The 17,759-nt window shown below is 67.1% G+C and carries 18 protein-coding genes; 9 read left to right on the top strand and 9 right to left on the bottom strand.

The features are described from left to right. Nucleotides 1-308: 308 nt before the first annotated feature. The 4 genes from ACFU4Z_RS22400 to ACFU4Z_RS22385 all read right to left on the bottom strand — a co-directional run bounded on the left by ACFU4Z_RS22400 (nucleotide 309) and on the right by ACFU4Z_RS22385 (nucleotide 3,316). Entirely contained in the window at nucleotides 309-836 is a 528-nt protein-coding gene (locus ACFU4Z_RS22400; protein WP_379065938.1) for a PH domain-containing protein, read from the bottom strand. Nucleotides 837-840: 4 nt separating this feature from the next. After that, nucleotides 841-1,320 carry a 6,7-dimethyl-8-ribityllumazine synthase gene (ribH, locus tag ACFU4Z_RS22395; RefSeq protein ID WP_379065936.1) on the bottom strand — a complete coding sequence of 160 codons (480 nt, stop codon included), beginning with the start codon at nucleotides 1,318-1,320 and terminating at the stop codon, nucleotides 841-843. 37 nt (nucleotides 1,321-1,357) lie between these two features. Then, nucleotides 1,358-2,602, bottom strand: a complete 1,245-nt coding sequence (locus ACFU4Z_RS22390) for a bifunctional 3,4-dihydroxy-2-butanone-4-phosphate synthase/GTP cyclohydrolase II (RefSeq protein WP_379065933.1) — start codon at nucleotides 2,600-2,602, stop codon at nucleotides 1,358-1,360. Between the two features lie 90 nt (nucleotides 2,603-2,692). Further along, nucleotides 2,693-3,316, bottom strand: a complete 624-nt coding sequence (locus ACFU4Z_RS22385) for a riboflavin synthase (RefSeq protein WP_379065931.1) — start codon at nucleotides 3,314-3,316, stop codon at nucleotides 2,693-2,695. Nucleotides 3,317-3,918: 602 nt separating this feature from the next. On the opposite strand from ACFU4Z_RS22385, the gene ACFU4Z_RS22380 reads away from it, so the two are divergent. Further along, nucleotides 3,919-4,389, top strand: coding sequence for a hypothetical protein (locus tag ACFU4Z_RS22380; RefSeq protein WP_379065929.1), 471 nt, complete (start codon nucleotides 3,919-3,921; stop codon nucleotides 4,387-4,389). 34 nt (nucleotides 4,390-4,423) lie between these two features. Here the strand turns inward: ACFU4Z_RS22380 and rpe are convergent, their stop codons facing one another. Beyond that, nucleotides 4,424-5,080 carry a ribulose-phosphate 3-epimerase gene (gene rpe, locus ACFU4Z_RS22375; protein WP_379066004.1) on the bottom strand — a complete coding sequence of 219 codons (657 nt, stop codon included), beginning with the start codon at nucleotides 5,078-5,080 and terminating at the stop codon, nucleotides 4,424-4,426. A gap of 96 nt (nucleotides 5,081-5,176) precedes the next feature. Here rpe and ACFU4Z_RS22370 point away from each other — a divergent pair, with 96 nt between their 5' ends. Next, nucleotides 5,177-5,599 carry an anti-sigma factor gene (locus tag ACFU4Z_RS22370; RefSeq protein ID WP_379065927.1) on the top strand — a complete coding sequence of 141 codons (423 nt, stop codon included), beginning with the start codon at nucleotides 5,177-5,179 and terminating at the stop codon, nucleotides 5,597-5,599. A 71-nt stretch (nucleotides 5,600-5,670) separates the two neighbouring features. Then, on the top strand, nucleotides 5,671-6,540 hold the full coding sequence (locus tag ACFU4Z_RS22365) for an RNA polymerase sigma factor SigF (RefSeq protein ID WP_379066002.1): 870 nt from the start codon (nucleotides 5,671-5,673) through the stop codon (nucleotides 6,538-6,540). Between the two features lie 286 nt (nucleotides 6,541-6,826). Here the strand turns inward: ACFU4Z_RS22365 and ACFU4Z_RS22360 are convergent, their stop codons facing one another. From ACFU4Z_RS22360 to def, 3 genes are all read right to left on the bottom strand, one after another. Further along, complete coding sequence (locus ACFU4Z_RS22360; protein WP_379066000.1) at nucleotides 6,827-8,299, bottom strand: RsmB/NOP family class I SAM-dependent RNA methyltransferase; 1,473 nt, start codon at nucleotides 8,297-8,299, stop codon at nucleotides 6,827-6,829. A gap of 647 nt (nucleotides 8,300-8,946) precedes the next feature. Further along, complete coding sequence (gene fmt, locus ACFU4Z_RS22355; protein WP_379065925.1) at nucleotides 8,947-9,870, bottom strand: methionyl-tRNA formyltransferase; 924 nt, start codon at nucleotides 9,868-9,870, stop codon at nucleotides 8,947-8,949. Next, nucleotides 9,870-10,433 (bottom strand): peptide deformylase, encoded by a 564-nt coding sequence (gene def, locus ACFU4Z_RS22350; RefSeq protein WP_379065923.1) that lies wholly within the window; start codon nucleotides 10,431-10,433, stop codon nucleotides 9,870-9,872. Before def ends, fmt begins: the two co-directional genes overlap by 1 nt. 374 nt (nucleotides 10,434-10,807) lie before the next feature. Between def and ACFU4Z_RS22345 the strand changes: the two genes are divergently transcribed. Further along, entirely contained in the window at nucleotides 10,808-11,440 is a 633-nt protein-coding gene (locus tag ACFU4Z_RS22345) for a TetR/AcrR family transcriptional regulator (RefSeq protein ID WP_379065921.1), read from the top strand. A 292-nt stretch (nucleotides 11,441-11,732) separates the two neighbouring features. Here ACFU4Z_RS22345 and ACFU4Z_RS22340 read toward each other — a convergent pair whose 3' ends face one another. Continuing rightward, nucleotides 11,733-13,652 carry a VWA domain-containing protein gene (locus ACFU4Z_RS22340; RefSeq protein WP_379065919.1) on the bottom strand — a complete coding sequence of 640 codons (1,920 nt, stop codon included), beginning with the start codon at nucleotides 13,650-13,652 and terminating at the stop codon, nucleotides 11,733-11,735. A 402-nt stretch (nucleotides 13,653-14,054) separates the two neighbouring features. On the opposite strand from ACFU4Z_RS22340, the gene ACFU4Z_RS22335 reads away from it, so the two are divergent. From ACFU4Z_RS22335 to ACFU4Z_RS22315, 5 genes are all read left to right on the top strand, one after another. Further along, nucleotides 14,055-14,564: a DUF2231 domain-containing protein gene (locus ACFU4Z_RS22335; RefSeq protein ID WP_379065917.1), complete on the top strand. Its 510-nt coding sequence runs from the start codon at nucleotides 14,055-14,057 to the stop codon at nucleotides 14,562-14,564. Nucleotides 14,565-14,596: 32 nt separating this feature from the next. Next, the gene (locus ACFU4Z_RS22330) at nucleotides 14,597-15,013 is read left to right on the top strand and encodes a hypothetical protein (RefSeq protein ID WP_379065915.1); all 417 of its coding nucleotides are present in this window, start codon (nucleotides 14,597-14,599) and stop codon (nucleotides 15,011-15,013) included. Between the two features lie 178 nt (nucleotides 15,014-15,191). Continuing rightward, complete coding sequence (locus ACFU4Z_RS22325) at nucleotides 15,192-16,349, top strand: FIST N-terminal domain-containing protein (RefSeq protein ID WP_379065913.1); 1,158 nt, start codon at nucleotides 15,192-15,194, stop codon at nucleotides 16,347-16,349. A 135-nt stretch (nucleotides 16,350-16,484) separates the two neighbouring features. After that, nucleotides 16,485-16,658, top strand: a complete 174-nt coding sequence (locus ACFU4Z_RS22320) for a hypothetical protein (RefSeq protein WP_379065911.1) — start codon at nucleotides 16,485-16,487, stop codon at nucleotides 16,656-16,658. 70 nt (nucleotides 16,659-16,728) lie between these two features. Then, nucleotides 16,729-17,712, top strand: coding sequence for a magnesium transporter CorA family protein (locus tag ACFU4Z_RS22315; RefSeq protein ID WP_379065909.1), 984 nt, complete (start codon nucleotides 16,729-16,731; stop codon nucleotides 17,710-17,712). Nucleotides 17,713-17,759: the final 47 nt, after the last annotated feature.

The following is a 17,759-nucleotide window of genomic DNA, read 5'->3' as shown; positions in this document are numbered from 1 at the left end:
CGCGCTAGGGCACCCCGGGCTGGAGGGGCGGCGCGCCCCCCGGCCGCGGGGGCGCTGACCGCGCCGCCCCCCACTCCCCGCCGGGTGACGCCGCCGGGATGTCATCCCGGCTCGGACACCAGCCTTCGGTGGCATCACAGTCCACCAGCCCGGCCGGGGGCACAGCGTCCGTGCGCCACTGATCGGCCATCCACCCGCCTTCCCGTGATTCCCGGCCGACTAGGGACGCTCACGCGGTGTGCCGCAATGACGTGCCACTCACCAACACGGCCGACCGGCAGGACGGCGAGTTGAGGTGGTGGGCAGTGCTATTCGGCGGTGGTGGTGTACTTCAATCCGAGCTCGCGGAGCCGATCCAGAGCCCGCGCCGCGTGCTCTTTGTCATTGGAGCGGATGGCGAGCAGCGGGACGTAGTCGTCGTCGATCAGTTCGAGGCGGGCCCAGGACTTTCGATCCTGGAAGGAAACACCACGGATGTGCTCCCAGGGGAACACGGTGTCGCCGAGGATGTTTCGGACCGCGACGCCGCGCGCGCCTGCGCGCAGGCGGGGCCTGGTCAGCAGCAGCACCGCGGCGGCGGCGAGCAGGCCGATGCCCATCATCGCCAACTGGTCGGCCAGGCGGAAGTTGACGCCGGTCGAGCCGGTGCGCAGCCAGATGCCGCCTGCTATGAAGAACGCGGCGAGCAGCGCCGCGACAATCCAGGCGGTGCGGACCGCGCGACGCGGGCGCACTTCGAGTTCCCACTCGGCGGGGTCGCCCTGTCCCGCGGCCGAATCGGCGGGCGCGCCCGCCCCGGTGCCGGGCTTCCTTCGCCAGATCCGGACGACTGGCATCGGTCTACGCGGACTGACGCAGGGTGCGCAAGGTCAGCGCGGCGTCGAGCGCTGCCGCGGCGGCCTGTTCACCCTTGTTCTCGGCAGATCCGGGAAGCCCGGCCCTGTCCAGGGCCTGTTCCTCGTTGTTGGTGGTCAGCACACCGTTGGCGACGGGCTTGCCCGCGTCCAGCGAGACCCGGGTCAGACCGGCGGTCACCGCATCACAGACATACTCGAAATGCGGTGTGCCACCGCGGATCACCACACCGAGGGCGACGACCGCGTCATGCGTGCGGGCCAGCTCCTGCGCGACCACCGGCAGCTCCATCGCACCCGCGCACCGCACCACCGTCACCTGCGAGACGCCGGCTTCCTTCGCCACCCGTTCCGCGTTCGCGACCAGCGTGTCGCAGATCTGGGTGTGCCAGCGCGACGCGACGATGCCGAGCTTGAGCTCCTTGGCATCCTCGAGCGCGAATGTCGGTACGCCGGTACCGCTCATCGAAGTCCGCCCTTCCGGATCTCGTCGACTGTGTGCATCACTGTGCGGTCTCGCCGAGGTCGAGCTCGTCGAGGCCGATCAGGTCGTGGCCCATCCGGTCCCGCTTGGTCCGCAGGTACCGCAGGTTTTCCGCGTTGGCGCGCAACGGCATCGGGACCCGATCGGTGATCTTCAGCCCATAGCCGTCCAAGCCGACGCGCTTGGCCGGATTGTTGGTGAGCAATCGCATCGATCGGATGCCGAGGTCGACCAGGATCTGCGCGCCGGTGCCGTAATCGCGCGCATCCGCGGGCAATCCGAGCTCCAGGTTCGCATCGACGGTGTCGTGACCGGAGTCCTGCAGCTGGTAGGCCTGCAGCTTGTGCATCAGACCGATGCCACGGCCCTCGTGCCCGCGCATGTACAGCACCACGCCGCGACCCTCCTGGGCCACCATCTCCAGCGCGGCGTCGAGCTGCGGACCGCAGTCGCACCGCAGCGAACCGAACACGTCACCGGTGAGGCATTCCGAATGCACCCGCACCAGCACGTCCTCGCCGTCGGAGATGTCGCCGCGCACCAGCGCGACATGCTCCACCTCGTCATAGATGCTCTGGTAGCCGACGGCCATGAATTCGCCGTGCGCCGTGGGGATCCGCGCCTCGGCGACCCGCACCACATGCTTCTCGTGCTTACGCCGCCAGGCGATCATGTCGGCGATCGAGATCAGCGCCAGATCGTGCTCGTCCGCGAAGACGCGCAGCTCCTCGGTGCGGGCCATGTGGCCCTCGTCCTTCTGGCTGACGATCTCGCAGATCACACCGGCCGGACGCAGACCAGCCATCCGAGACAGATCCACCGCGGCCTCGGTGTGGCCGGGGCGACGCAGCACGCCGCCGTCCTTGGCGCGCAGCGGCACCACGTGACCGGGCCTGGTGAAGTCGTCGGCCTTGGTTTCCGCGGCGGCGAGCAGGCGCATGGTGGTCGCGCGGTCCGCGCCGGAGATGCCGGTGGTGATGCCTTCGCGGGCGTCGACCGACACGGTGTAGGCAGTGCCGTGCTTGTCCTGGTTCAGCGCGTACATCGGCGGCAGACCGAGCCGATCGCAGTCGTCACCGGTCAGCGGCACGCAGATGTAACCAGAGGTGTAGCGAATCATGAAGGCCACCAACTCGGGGGTCGCCTTCTCCGCCGCGAAGATGAGGTCGCCCTCGTTCTCGCGGTCCTCGTCGTCCACGACGACGACCGCCTTACCGGCGGCGATATCGGCGACTGCGCGCTCGATGGTGTCGAACCTGGTCACGTCTGCTGTGCTCCATCTCGAAAAGGGTGCGTCCCTAACACTACGGCGTCCGCCGTAGGTCTCCGGCGGCGCATGTGCGACCGGCCCCGGTCAGCCGCGCTGCTGGAGCCGCTCGACGTACTTGGCGATCACGTCCACTTCCAGATTGACCGTGGTGCCCACCGTGGCGGCGCCGAGATTGGTCATCGTGAGGGTGGTCGGGATGAGCGAAACCTCGAACCAGTCACGATTGCCGTCGGCGGCCGATTCCTCCGAAAGACCGAGGCCGGAGACCGTCAGCGAGATGCCGTCGACGGTGATCGAACCCTTCTCCACGACATAGCGGGCGATCGCGTCGGGCAGTGAGAGCCGCACGACCTCCCAGTTCTCCGAGGGCGTGCGGGAGAGCACGGTGCCGGTCCCGTCCACATGACCCTGCACGAGGTGTCCGCCGAGCCTGCTGTCGAGCGCGGCCGCGCGTTCCAGGTTGACCCGCGAGCCCGCGCCGAGGCCGCCGATGCTGGAGCGGTTCAACGTCTCCTGCATCACGTCGACGGTGAACGAGTCGCCGTCGATGACGTCGACCACGGTCAGGCACACCCCGTTCACGGCGATCGAATCTCCGTGTCCGGCATCGGAGGTCACCAGCTTGCCCTTGATCGTCAGTCGAGCGGCGTCGGCCAACTGCTCGGTGGCGACGATCTCGCCGAGCTCCTCGACGATGCCTGTGAACATGCGTTGACTCCCTGTCGCGTCGTGTCTACCGATTTCGGAACAGCTCGGACCAGGGCGCTATTCCCGTCGGTCGGTGCCAGACCAGCCTAACGACGGGTGTCGGCGAGCAGCCAGCACGGTTCCATCCAGTGGCCGGGCGAAACCCTGACTCCGCAGCCGGGGCCGGAACCAGACCGCCGGGCTGGTCGGATCGCGCCGAACATAACGCCATTATTGTTCGCAACCGAATCATGACCGAGCATAAGGAAATATCGCCGTTTACCTGTCGGCGATCAATATCAATTCATATTTCCGATACCGTGCGGAAGAATTTCACTCGCGGCTCGTAATGTGAGATTCGGCTGAGTACCCCGCCGAAACACCGGTTACACCGAATGCTTGCGCCGGAGCAAAATTGGATGCAATATTGTTATGTAGCTGATTCCTGACGTTCAACTTCGACCCGAGCAGTTCAGTGCGGAGCGGTTCGACCCGAGGTCCGTTGCGACCCCAGGGAGTTCGATCCAGGGAAGTCCACCACTCGAGGAAGACAGAAACAGCGCCGTGGGTCAAATAGACAGCACGATGGGTCAAATCAGGTTCGACACACTTGGGGGTGTTGCGTGACCACTCTTCTCGATTCGACGCTGGAAGTTCGCTGCGTGCAGTATCGGTGCGAATTTCATATGCCGGCATCAATCGATCCGACGTCGCGCCGAATATTACTGCACATAGGCACGCACTACGGCGCCATCACCATGCCCGCGGAGCTCGGCGAACAAGTCCAGCACAAGCTCACCCAGGCCCAGATCGCCGCGCCGGTCGTCCATCACCCACGCGCGCGGCGATGGACCTTCATCACCGGACCCGCCCGGCCCGACACTCTCAGCACCGCCGTGTCCGCCGAACTGTTCCGGCTGTATGCCACCGTCGCCTGCACCGGAAGCCAGGTCGTGCTGCCGTCGCCTGACGATGAACGCACCGGCTACCGGACCTGGATACAGCCGCCGGAGAACGCGACAACACTGCCACCGCTGAGCGCGGTCGTCGAAGCGACCCGCACCCTCGGTGCTATGAAAGTTCCCGCGTCGTAAAGATATTCGGGCCCCGAGGGACCCGAATCCCGCGCTACTGGACGCGCAGCGCGGCCGCACGCCGCCGCAGAGCGGCCACGGTGGCGCCGGGATCGGCCGTGTTGTAGACGGCGGATCCGGCGACGAAGCAGTCGATTCCGGCCTCGGCCGCCGCCTCGATCGTGTCGTTGTTGATGCCGCCGTCGATCTCCACGATCAGCCGCAGCTCACCCGCGTCGACAAGCCTGCGCACGATGCGCGCCTTCTCCAGCACGTGCGCGATGAAGGACTGTCCGCCGAAACCGGGTTCCACGCTCATCACCAGCAGAGTGTCGAACTCGCGCAGGATCTCCAGATACGGCTCGATCGGCGTGTTCGGCTTCACCGAGAGTCCGGCCTTCGCACCCGCCGCCCGAATGTCGCGGGCCACCGCGATCGGATCGTCGGTCGCCTCGGCGTGGAACGTGACGTTGTGCGCACCCGCCTCGGCATACGGCGGCGCCCAACGGCCCGGGTCATCGATCATCAGATGGCAGTCCAGCGGAATGTCGGTCGCCTTCAACAGGCTCTGCACCACGGGCAGCCCGAGCGTCAGGTTCGGCACGAAGTGCGCGTCCATCACATCGACATGCAACCAGTCGGCGCCCTCCACAGCTTTGACCTCGTCGGCAAGGTGCGCGAAGTCCGCGGAGAGGATAGAGGGAGCGATCATCGGTGCGGCCGGGCGCGAAAACGTCGAAGAGGACACAACGCGGCAGTCTAACGGTAGTGAGGGTTGCCCCGGCCGGGAGTGGGTAGCCTGCATAGGGTGATCAACATTTCGGCGGAACAGGGGCTTTACAGCACCCCGGTGGAGATTCGGGTGGCTGCGTCGGTGACACAGCTGCCCATTGTGCGTGGGCTCGCCGAAACCCTCGTCTTGCTCAGCGATTTCACCCTCGACGAGGTGGCCGACATCAGGCTCGCGGTGGACGAGGTGTGCTCGACGCTCATCGCGGTCGCGGCGCCGGACACCAGCCTGCATTGCCGGTTCACCGTGGGTGAGACCGAGTTGCTGGTGCGGGTCAGCGGTGTGGCGGGCAGCGAGGGGCTGCCCGATCAGCGCAGCTTCGGGTGGCATGTGCTACGCACACTCACCGATGTGGTGGAGGCAACACAGGATTCGTATGATGCGGTCGTCTCCGGATATCCGACGACGGTGGAGTTCCGTCGGGTCCGGGGGAAGGCGTAGTGGCAGACGAAAACGCTGTGTCGGACAAACGCGCGGAGTCGGACGAGAGCGCTGTGTCGGACGAAAACGTGATGCCGGGCGAAAACGTGGTGTCCGGGGCCGACGAAAAGGAGGAGGACGAGGTCGAAGCGGCTCAGGTGGAAGATTCCGCCGAGGTGGCCGAAACCCTCGAAGAGGCCGGGTCGAGCGGAGGATACGACGACGTCACCGCACTCTTCGAACAACTCTCCGCGAGCACGCCGGGCACCGCGAGACACACCGCGCTGCGCGCCGAATTGATCGGCCGATGCATCCCGCTCGCCGATCACATCGCCCGAAAATTCAGCGGACGCGGTGAGCCGTTCGACGATCTCACCCAGGTCGCCAGGGTCGGTTTGGTACACGCGGTCGACCGATTCGATATCTCGCGCGGCTCGAACTTCCTGTCCTTTGCCGTGCCGACCATCATGGGCGAGGTCCGGCGCTATTTCCGTGACAACACCTGGGCGATGCGCGTGCCGCGGCGCGTCAAGGAAACACATCTGCGCATCGGCGCGGCCATCGATACGCTGTCCCAGTCGTTGGGCCGCTCCCCCACCGCGAAAGAGATCGCGGCCGAACTCGACGTGGATCCCGACGAGGTGACCCAGGCCGTCATTGCGGGCAACGCCTACCAGCCGAGCTCCATCGACGCCGCCTCACTCGGTCGCGACACCGAGGCCTCGCTGCTGGACACCCTCGGCGAGGAGGAATCCCAGTTCGACCGGGTCGAGGAATACGTCGCCATCCGCCCGCTGCTCGCCGGTCTGCCGGAACGCGAACGCCGCATCCTCACCATGCGGTTCTTCGAGTCGATGACCCAGACGCAGATCGCCCAGCGCATGGGCATTTCGCAGATGCACGTCTCCCGTATTCTGGCGAAAACGCTTGCCCGGCTCCGTGAGCAGTCCGCGCGAGACTGAACGCACCGAATCGGTGGCAAGGCGCAGGTGGCCGAGAGTCGATCCTCCTGAGGGAGGTCCGTCACATCCGTCAGCGTGCGCTATATCGTCGATAACGCGGGGTCGATCACCCGGCCAACGGAGAAACTCGTGGCCGGCGGGTGCGGCCTGACACGGTGACCGACTCGTGCCTGCACCGAGACCGATCGGATCTCACGAGCCCGCCGTGCCCCAACCCGATCCGGCGAACTCGCCGCCTGCCCTGGTCGTCGGGCAGCGACACGGCTGCTCGTTACTCGGTGGGCTACTACTCCACCGGTTTGCGCAGTGCCGCGAGGAACATCGCATCGGTGCCGTGGCGGTGCGGCCACAGTTGCGCGCCGGGGCCGTCGCCGATGCCGGTGACATCGGGGAGGAGGTCGCGGGCGTCCAGTTGGGTTGCTCCGGTGCGGCGGACGGCGTCGGCGACGATGGCGACGGTCTCCTGCAGGTGCGGGGAGCAGGTGGAGTAGACCACCACGCCGCCGGGGCGCACGAGTTCCCATGCGGCGGTCAGCAATTCGCGTTGCAAGACAACCAGGTCGGCCACATCGGACGGGGTGCGGCGCCAGCGGGCTTCCGGCCTGCGCCGGAGCGCGCCGAGGCCCGTGCACGGTGCGTCGACCAGGATGCGGTCGTATCCGGGGGTCAGGCCGCTGCTACGGCCGTCGGCGACGTGCACGTCGACGGGCAGGTTGTGCACGGCCTTGCGGACGAGTTCGGCGCGGTGCTCCGCGGGTTCGATCGCGTCGACGCGATGGCCGTCGATGGCGGCAAGCGCACCCAGCAGCGCCGCCTTACCGCCAGGGCCTGCGCAGAGGTCGAGCCAGCGGCCATTGTCGGGGCCGTCCAGCGGTGCGCGGGTGAGTGCGAGTGCTACCAGTTGGCTGCCCTCGTCCTGCACTGCCGCCATGCCCTCGCGCACCGGCTCCAGTTTTCCGGGATCGCCGCCTTCGAGGTACACCGCATAGGGCGACCACCGGCCCTCCTCACCACCGGTCACCAGCGCCAACTCTTCCGCGGTGATCTCACCGGGGCGCGCGACCAGATGCACGATCGGGCGCGCGTCGTCGGCGGCAAGGACCTCTCGCAGCTCGCCCGCTTGCGCGCCGAGCGCGTCGGCGAATGCTTGCGCGATCCAGGTCGGATGCGCGAACTCGAAAGCCAACCGGCCGATCGGATCCCGCGGCGCGAGCGCGTCGACCCACTCGTCGACGGACTTCTCGCCTGCCCTGCGCAGCACCGCGTTGACGAAGCCCGCCTTGCCCGCACCGAATTCGGCACGCGCCAGCGCCACCGAAGTGTCCACCGCCGCATGGGCCCCGATCCTGGTGCGCAGCAGCTGATACACGCCGAGCCGCAACACATCCAGCAGCGGACCGTCGATCTCGTCGATCGGCCGTCCCGCACCATCGGCGATCACCGCATCGAGCAGCCCCCGCGACCGGCAGGTGCCGTAGGCGAGCTCGGTAGCCAGCGCGGCATCCCGACCGGAGATCTTGCGCTCCCGAAGCAGCGCGGGCAGCACGAGGTTCGCATAAGCGTCGCGTTCCCGAACCGCGCGCAGCACATCGAGCGCCGCGAGCCGTACCGCGTCTACCGAACCGGCCCACGCGCGCTGATCCCGCCCCGTCCGCGAAGCGTTCGAGCCCTGCTGCCGCGCAGCGCCTTTCGACGCCGGGCGGCCTGACCGGCCGGCATCGCCTTGAACCCGATCGCGTGCCGCCCCGCCAGCCTGCACCGCGCCCCTGTCACCACTCGTCGACCCGGCGCCCCGCACCGCGGCCCGATCACCACCCGACTGCGCAGCCCCTGCCTTACGAGGCCGCTCATCCGATCGCCGCACGCGGTCACCCTGCCCACGCGGCGGCGCGTCCGTGCGCTTCCCGGGAGCACTCCACGTTCCGCGTCCCGTACCACCCGTCTCCCGGCCCTGCGCCGAGCCGCTACGCCCGCCCTGATTTCCCTGTGCGGCCCCGCGGCGGTCCCCGGCATTCCGGGACGACCCCCGATCAGACTGCCCGGCCGCCGCACCTTGGCCCTGACCCCGTTGCACTCGACGCGCATCGCCAGGGCGGCTCTGATCGCCGCGTGCAGCCTCGCCGCGGTTGCCGGTTGCGTTCCCCGCACCGGACTTGCTGCCTTGACCGCCGCGCTGCCCCCGCGGCGTGACACTGGTGTCGCGGGCTCCCGAGGAACCGCTGCGGTCCGCGCCTTTCGAAGGCGGCGGGTCCTGCCGGTCGCCGCCACGATTCTGGTGTGTGGAGTCTCTGTCGCGTGCCGAATCGTCGCGCAAGGCCGAATCCTTTCGTTGTGCACCGTTTTTCACCGGCGCCGATCCGGCCCGACGTGCGTCGGCCTGTCCTTTCGACTGGCGGTCATCGGCGCTCATTCGACCACCGCGCCCGGCTGCAGGCGCGCGCCGCGGGCCCAGTCGAGCGCCGCCATCATTCGTTTACCTTGCGGCTGAACCTGATTCAGGCGGACCGCGGTGGTGGCGGTGCCCACGAAGACACCGGACTTGCGAACTTCGATTGTTCGCGGCGGCAGCACTTCCTCGACCATTTCGACCGGTCCGAGTTTCACGCGGGCGCCACCGATCTCGGTGAACGCGCCGGGGGCCGGTGTGACCGCGCGGATCTGCCTGCTGATAGCGAGCGCGGGCATGTCCCATCTGATGCGACCAGCCTCGACTGCCACCTTGGGGGCGTAGGAGACACCGTCGGTCGGCTGCGGAACGGCCTGCAACGTGCCGTCTTCCACACCGTCGAGGGTGGTCTCCAGCAAGTGCGCGCCGCTGACCGCGAGCCGCTCGAGCAGCACTCCCGCCGTGTCGGTCACCGCGATCTTCTCGGTGACGACGCCGAAGATCGGTCCGGTGTCCAAGCCCGCCTCGATCTGGAAGGTGGATGCGCCGGTGATCTCGTCACCGGCGTCGATCGCCGCCTGCACCGGCGCCGCGCCACGCCACGCGGGCAGCAGCGAGAAGTGCAGGTTGATCCAGCCGAATCGCGGAATGTCGAGCACCTGCTGCGGCAGCAGCGCACCGTAGGCGACCACCGGACAACAGTCGGGCGCGAGCGCGGTCAACTGCTCGATGAATTCCGGCTCGGTCGGGCGGCGCGGAGTCAGCACCGGGATGTCGTGTTCATCGGCCAACCGGCCGACCGGCGACCTGGTCACCTTGCGCCCACGTCCGGCGACCGCATCGGGGCGGGTCAGCACCGCGACCACCTCATGGCGTGGCGAATCGATGAATCGCTGCAGCGACGGCACCGCCGGTTCGGGTGTGCCCGCGAAAATGATGCGCATCAGCGACCACGTCCGAACGGACCGGCCTGGCTGGTCCCGAGCGCACGCGAACCGCGCACGGTGATACCCGCTGTGAACCAATCGGATTCGCGAATGGTGCGCATCGCCTCCTTGCGCGCGGCCGGATCCAGTCGGTCCAGGAACAGCACGCCGTCCAAGTGATCGGTCTCGTGCTGCACGCACCGCGCAAGCAGTCCCTCGGCCACGAACTCGATCGGCGCGCCGTCCACATCGAACCCGGACGCGCGCACCCGCAGCGCCCGCCGCGTGTCATAGCGCACACCGGGGATCGACAGGCACCCTTCCGGCCCGACCTGTTCTTCCTCGCCGTCCACCACATAGGTCGGGTTCACCAGATGGCCTGCGGCATCGCCGGTGTCGTAGACGAACACCCGCAGGCCGACGCCGATCTGCGGCGCGGCCATCCCGACCCCGCCATCGTCGTGCATGGTGTCGGTGAGGTCGGCGACGAGCTGGCGCAGCTCACGATCGAACTCGGTGACCTCCGCCGCACGTGCGCGCAGGATGGGGTCGCCGAAGAGGCGAACGGGCTGAATGGTCACGGCGGGCTCCCGGAAACGAATGAACACGGTCGTCTCATTCTAGAGAGGCGACCTGATTCTCCTGACCTCCCCGACACATCGGCCGAAAGCTGGTAGAACTCCATTGCGGTCCGGGCGGGGTGTCAACCCCTCCGCCCGGCCGCCTGAAGCGACCTGGCAGGCCACCTGGTGTCACACCTCTGCCGCTACCCACCTGCCGATTCACGACACGTTGTTGCCTTTCACGAAACGAAGCGCCTCGCGGTGCAATCGCTCTCCGGGCCAGAACCGGTCTGCCAATGTTTGCGCGGCGAACTATAGAGTTCACGGGCGACCAGTCCCTCCTCGGGTGCGAACGACCGACACAGAACAGTGCAGAGGAGATTGAGTACGGAATGAGTGACAAGAACGGAACGAACTCCGCAGTGCCGGAAGGTCGTTCCCTGCGTCGGCAAGCAATGTGCGAGGCGGCTCTCGACCTGGCGGCCACCGGTGGCAACCGCGCAATCACTCATCACGCGATCGATGATCGACTCGGGATCGCCCGCGGCTCGACGTCGTACTACTACCGGACGCGCCAAGACCTGCTCGAAGCGGCCATCATGCATTTGACCAGCGCCTCCCGTAATTCTTTTGATGCCGCCCACGCGGTGCCGGACGAGCGCGCCGACCCGCTCGATGGTGCGGCCGAACTCGTTGCCGGTCAGCTGGATCTCCTGCTCGGTGACCGTCGCCGTGACTCGCTGGCCCGCTATGCGCTGGCCGCGGACACGGCTGAGAACGAAGGTCTGCGGAGGGCGCTCGCGGTGTGTCTGTTCTCGTCCGCCGCTGCTGAAACGCTGATGGAATCGCTCAGGGCACCCGACCCGATCCGATCCGCGCGAGACCTCATCAGCTTGCTGGAGGGTCTGCTGTTCGACCGCCTTTACGGCACTCGTTCGCTGCTAGGAATTCCGCCGGGCACAGCTGCCAGCATCGCCGATCTCCGGTCGCCAGTCCGTCGATGGCTGGCAGCACTGTCCGGCTAGATATTGGACATGAAGCTCGCGCAGATAGATTCGAGCGCCCCTTCGGCGATCGGCCGCACCCACGCCCCGATGGGGCACGGTGTCCTGGCCCTGACCGCCTGCGGCCGCCAATTCAGACATCGCGGCAGGCTCGAGCCGTGAGCGCAACGATCTTGCCTGACGCGAGAAGGGCGTTGGTCAGCAGTGGCGGCCAGAACAGGTGCTCGGCGGAGTCTTCGATGTCGCCCCACCGAAGACTCCGCCCTTTCGTATTCGCTGCCCCGCCCCGAGCGCGTGATCGATAGTCGTCCGGCTATCGCCCCGGTGGAGTGGTCCGACGCCGCCAGAACATCAGGCCGCTGAAGACCAGCCCCAGCACGACGACCACGCCCACGATGATCATCACCGAGCCGGTCGTAGAGATCCCGCTGCTGCGCTCGGCGGCAGAGGTAGCTGATGGCTCGTTGTCGTTGGTTGCGGACGGCTTCTCGTTCGTCGACTGCGTGGCGTTCTCGCCGAAGACCCCGCCTGCCGTCGTGGCCCCGTAGCCCGGACCCGAATCGGCGTTGCCTGCCACCGTGACGTCCACGCGGATCGGCACCGGCCCACCGGCCCCTTCCGTGTGGGCCGGACCGAGCTTCACGGCGATGTAGTACCAGCCCGCGATGCTCTGGTTGCGGTCCTGGGCCTCCTCGGCCTTGCGGTTGTTGTAGCGCACCGGCACCGTCGCGAGCGCGGGCTTACTGCTCGGCAACACGTGGGCCTCGCCGTTGTACGACGTGAAGTCGTGATCGATCTCTTCACGGAACGGCGAGTACAACGTAGTCGTGATCGTCGAGAGGCCGTCGATACCGTGACTGCCGGTCTCCTGGTACTGCACGCGGTAGGCCAGGCCTTGGCCCCAATCCAGCTTGACGCGATAGAAGACGAACTCGCCGCGCTGCAGGGTGTCGGTGTAGCTACCGGAGCCGTTCAGGGCGCCTGCCACATTGAACGAGCCGCCACCGGCCGCCGGCACGCCAGCGCCGGTGGGTGCGGTGAACGCCGTCTTTGCGGTGGCGGCCGGGGGTCCGGCGTCAGTCACTGCGGGCTCGATCCCGACGAGGAGCTCGATCGGCATCCGCTCGGGCATGTTGTCGGCGATACCGCTCCACTCGGGCACGAAGTAGTAGCGGCCGCCGCCACGGCACTTGTCGGAGCTGGTGTTGCCGGTCTTCGCCTTGGTCGCGCCGTCCCAGGTCTTGGCAACGGTCAGGGCCGCGCCGTGGCTGGAATTGACGACCGACTCGAATTCGAACCCGTTGCAGTCCTCGCCGTCGGCGCCATAGACGCGGACATCGAGCTCGCTGGTGTCGCCGTTCGGTTTGTCGTGGTGTACCCGGGGAAAGGACAGGGTGCCACTGAAGTAGGCGGTCGCACCCTGCGGCACGTCCACTGCGTAGTACCGCTTTTCCTTCTGGCCGATCGTGTCCAAGTACTGCCCCGGCGTGGCCACCGGCGCGTTGCGATAGGTCGCGGTGCCGGTGATGGGCGTCCCCACCGGTTTGTAGGTCCGCAACGCCGCCTGGCTCACCCGGGGCAGGACCCGCTCCAGGGCCGCGCCATCCGCGGCATCGGTGTAGGTGCCGCCGGTCGTCTGCGCGATGCAGGTCAACTGTGCGCGGGACTTCGCATCCACCCCGAACCCGATCGCGTGGATCACGACCTTGACCCCTTGTCGATTCAACTCGCGCGCCACCTCACACGGATCCGGTGGCGCACAAGTGTCTTCACCATCGGAGACCAATACGATCGACCGCGGACCCGACTGCGGCAACGCCTCAGCGGCCTTGCGCAGTGAAGCGCCGATGGGTGTATAGCCACTCGCCTCGATCCCGTCCACCGCGGATGTCAGCGCGCCCCTGTCGATGGTCTCGGCGGCTCGCAGGAGCCGCACGTCCCGACAACCGGTCGCCTTCTCCGCATCCGACGAACCTGTGCCCGTCCCATACACGGTCAAACCGACCTTCGACTCGGCCGGCGCCGCACCCACGAAGGTCCGCACCGCCGCCTTGGCCGCGTCCATCTTCGACCCACCACCGGGATCCACCGCTTTCATCGACCCCGAGGCGTCCAACACCAGCATCGTCGGGGCATACGTCTGCTCCCCCTCCTGGGCCTGCACCGGAAACGCGACCGATGACAGGCCGACAACCCCGGCAGCGACCAACAGCAACTTCGCGAATCTCGACATAATCTCCAACGCCCACGATCGAACAAGATCTCAGCCGACACTACGCAGACGAACCGGGAGGAAGCGAGCGACTCGTTGCGAAGATTGCAGATCGTAGTGGTCATGTCCCCCTCCGGACTCCAGAGCCGACCGCACCGGGAGTGGCACCGAGGTGGCGGCACCGAGGGACAGAATCCATAGTTCGAGTCCGCGGGAGCGCCCACGCGCAACCCTTCTTCGCGGAATGGGTAAACCGCGGCAGGGTGCTGTCATACTGGACCGACTGGAGCCTTGTGATGCCGACCGATCACCGTCGAATCGCCGCCTACAACGTCGAAAACCTGTTTTCTCGACCACGCGCCATCGGCGACCCCGAACCGGTCGCCGCTGATCGGTGCAATTAGGCACAGTTCGGAGGTTGCCGTGACCAGCGATCCACAGCAGGCCAAACGCCCGGTAAGCCCCTGGCTGGCCGGACCATATGGACACCCGTTCCATCCGATCCTGGTGACCGTGCCGATCGGCGCGTGGGTGGCGAGCCTCGTGTTCGACATTGCCTCCCATGTCGTCGACGACCCGCAGTTCCTCGCCAGGGGCGCCCAATGGCTGATCGCGATCGGAGTGCTCGGGGCACTGGCAGCAGCAGCGATCGGATTTCTCGATCTGCTCGCCATCCCCACCGGCACGCCGGCATTCCGGACCGGTCTGCTGCACATGAGCGTCAATCTCGCCGTGACCGTGGCCTTCGCGCTCGACTTCCTCTGGCGCCGAGCCGGGACCGGACCAGAAGGCGCCGTCGCACTGGGACCGTTGCTGTTGTCGATGGCGAGTCTCGCAGCGCTTGCTGTGTCGGGCTACCTCGGCGGAAAACTCGCCTACCACTACGGCGTCCGGGTCGCCGCAGAGGCCGACCAGGCCGCCGGATTCCACTGAATCCACTTCCTTTCAACCGTCAGGAGCAGGTCATGGGTATCGCAGCTCTGATCACTTGGTTGCTCACGGCCGTGGGCGGCTTCGTACTGCTCGGCACGTGGGTCGCCAAAGGCGGTGCACGCCAGCCCGCTACCACCCATCTGCCGCCACCGGTCGTGTTCGGCCACTTCCTGCTCGCCGTGGCCGGACTGGTTGTTTGGATCGTCTACCTCGTCATCGACAAGACCGCGCTCGCCTGGATCGCGTTCGCCCTGCTGGTCCCGGTAGCCCTGCTCGGATTCACCATGCTGGTGCGCTGGCTGCCCGTCTACCGGGCACGTTCAGCCGCGGACGTACCGGCACCGGCCGAACAACACTTTCCGATCGCCGTCGTCGCAGGGCACGGCGTCTTCGCGGTGACCACTGTGATCCTGACACTGCTGACCGCACTCGGCGTCGGCGAAAATTGACCCGCGAATACAACCCTCTCGCCAACTAAGTCCAGACATCGACTGAACCCGGCCTAGGCAGTTCGCGAATGGAACCGGGTGCGGTGGAGCACGGATGGTCGTACTCCCGTGGCGTTGGGCTGAGATATGTTGTGCGGCAATAATACCTACGGGTCCGTAGGTTAGCTACGATGGAAGGATGCGGATCGGAGTCGGGCTTTCTACCGCACCCGAGGCGTGGCAGGCGGGTGCGGAGGCGGCAGCGCACGCACTCGATCAGCTCGCGGGCGAGACAGTGTCGCTCGCCGTACTGCTCGCGTCCAGGGCATACACCGACGAGGCTTCGACCGTGCTCGCCGGTGTCCACCAATCGGTCCGGGTGCCCGCGCTGGTCGGATGCGTGGCGCAAGGTGTGGTGGCGGGCCGTCGCGAGATCGAGGACGAGCCCTCGGTGGCGGTGTGGCTGGCATCTGGGTTACCCGCCGCCGCTGAGACGTTCCAGCTGGAGTGCCTCCGCACGACGACCGGCGGGCTGCTCGCCGGCTACCGCTTCGACCAGGCCGTAGGCGACTTCCATTTGCTGTTGTCGGACCCTTACTCGTTCCCGATCGATCTACTACTCGAGCATCTGAACGCCGATCTGCCCGGCACCGTCGTGATGGGCGGGCTCGTGAGCGGTATGCAGGGCCCAGCCGGCGGCAGGCTGTTCCGAGACCGCGAGGTAGTGGCCTCCGGCGCGGTGGGTGTTCGGCTTCCTGGCCTGCGCGGGGTGCCGATCGTATCGCAGGGGTGTCGGCCGATCGGGTACCCGTATATCGTCACCGGCGCGCAGGGCGCGCTGATCACCGAGCTCGGCGGTCGGCCGCCGAGCGAACGGTTGCGGGAGATCGTCACGGTGCTGCCACCCGATCAGCTAGAGCTGCTGACGCACGGCCTGCAGATCGGAATTGTTGTCGACGAGCATCTGGCAGCGCCCGGGCAGGGCGATTTCCTGATCCGGGGCATCCTCGGCGCCGACCCGTCGAGCGGTGCGATCGAGGTCGGCGAGGTGGTCGAGGTCGGCACGACCGTACAGTTCCAGGTCCGCGATGCGGTCGGGGCGGACAAAGATCTGCGTGCGGCCCTCGTGCAGGCGAGTTCGGATCTGCCCGGGCGCCCGGCCGGTGCGTTGCTATTCACGTGCAACGGACGCGGCCGGCGAATGTTCGGAGTCGCCGATCATGACGCCGCGGCGATCGATGACCTTCTCGGCGGCATTCCGCTCGCGGGTTTCTCGGCCGCCGGTGAGATCGGTCCCATCGCGGGCCGCAACGCGCTGCACGGATTCACGGCCTCGATAGCGCTATTCGTCGAATGAGCGTCGACGGCGGGTCTACGCCGAGCTGAACGACGTCCTAGGGCCCGACGCCCGGTGCTCGTCCGAGTCGAGCGACATCGCAACCCGCCATGCCGTGGCTTCCGGGCTGGGCCGTCGTGGACGGCTCTGGTTCCGATGGACAGACTCCGCTCGCTGGTCGCATCGGACACCCTGCCCGAACGCCAGGGTGCTCACGACACCTTCGACGCCGCCGGGTATGGCCGCGCCCTGGCATCGAGTGCGCTGCGTCGCCTCCAAGATCAGGCGACCGCCGGGCGCGGTCGTCCGGATCATCTCGCCCGGGTTTGAACAGTCACCCCCGTCGGCACGGCTCCGGTGCTATCACAGAGGAGACGGTTCATCGCGTGAGGAGGCCGACATGGACGTGCGGTTCATCTCCGACGACGGCGTTCGTGCGTACCCGGCGACCGACCTGAAGGGGTTGCTCGACCGGCCTGACGGACTGGTCTGGGTGGACGTCCCGACCTGGGACGATCAGGCCTACCACGCGCTGACCGACGTCTTCGGATTTCATCGCCTCGCCATCCGGGACTCGATGAACCGCAACCAGGTGCCCAAGGTGCACCGGTACGCCGACCACATGTTCCTGGTGCTGCACGCGCCGCAGTCGGGGGCGCATGGGCACGTGCATTACGTCGAACTCGACCAGTTCATCGGCGGCCGCTACCTCGTGACGGTGCACGGACCGCTGAATCCGGCGATCGATCAGTCGACCGCGATGGTCGAGGTGAACGCTGTGCTGAGCCGGCTGGAATCGGGCAGGCTCCAGCCCGGCAACGCATTCGAACTGTCCCACGCCCTGCTCGCCGCGCTGACCGCGCGAATGCGGACCTACACCGCCGAGCTGACCAAGGACGTCTGGAAGCTCGAGCAGCAAGTCACCGCCGGACATCTCGGCGATCCGGAAACCTTCCTCGACGAGATGTTCCGGGCCCGGCACGGCCTGCTGACGGTCCGCACCATGGCCGCGCTGAGCCACGCACTGTACGGCCGGATGGTCACCATCGAGGCGTTCGGCGCCGGCACGGGTCAGCAGCTGCTGCTCGACGCCGTCGATCAGTTCGAGCACCTGACGGTGATGGCCGACAGCCAAAAGGACTACCTACAGGGCACGATCGAGTTCTATCAGGCACGCACGAACACCAAGATGACCGTCGCGGCCGAGCGGCTCGCCGTGATAGCCGCTATCACGCTGCCGATCACAGCCCTGTCGTCCATTCTCGGCATGAACGTGATCGTGAACGAACGAACCCAATGGATCTCGCTGGCCCTGGCCCTGCTCGTGATGCTCGCGGTATCGACGTGCCTGCTCATCTGGGCGAAACGCAAAGGCTGGTTCTGACCCCTACTCGGCAACGCGGGCCTGCTCGTGCGCTTCGGTGCGCGGCC

Source organism: Nocardia sp. NPDC057440, from assembly GCF_042802915.1.
GTDB lineage: Bacteria > Actinomycetota > Actinomycetes > Mycobacteriales > Mycobacteriaceae > Nocardia.
This window is presented reverse-complemented; position numbering and strand designations above follow the sequence as displayed.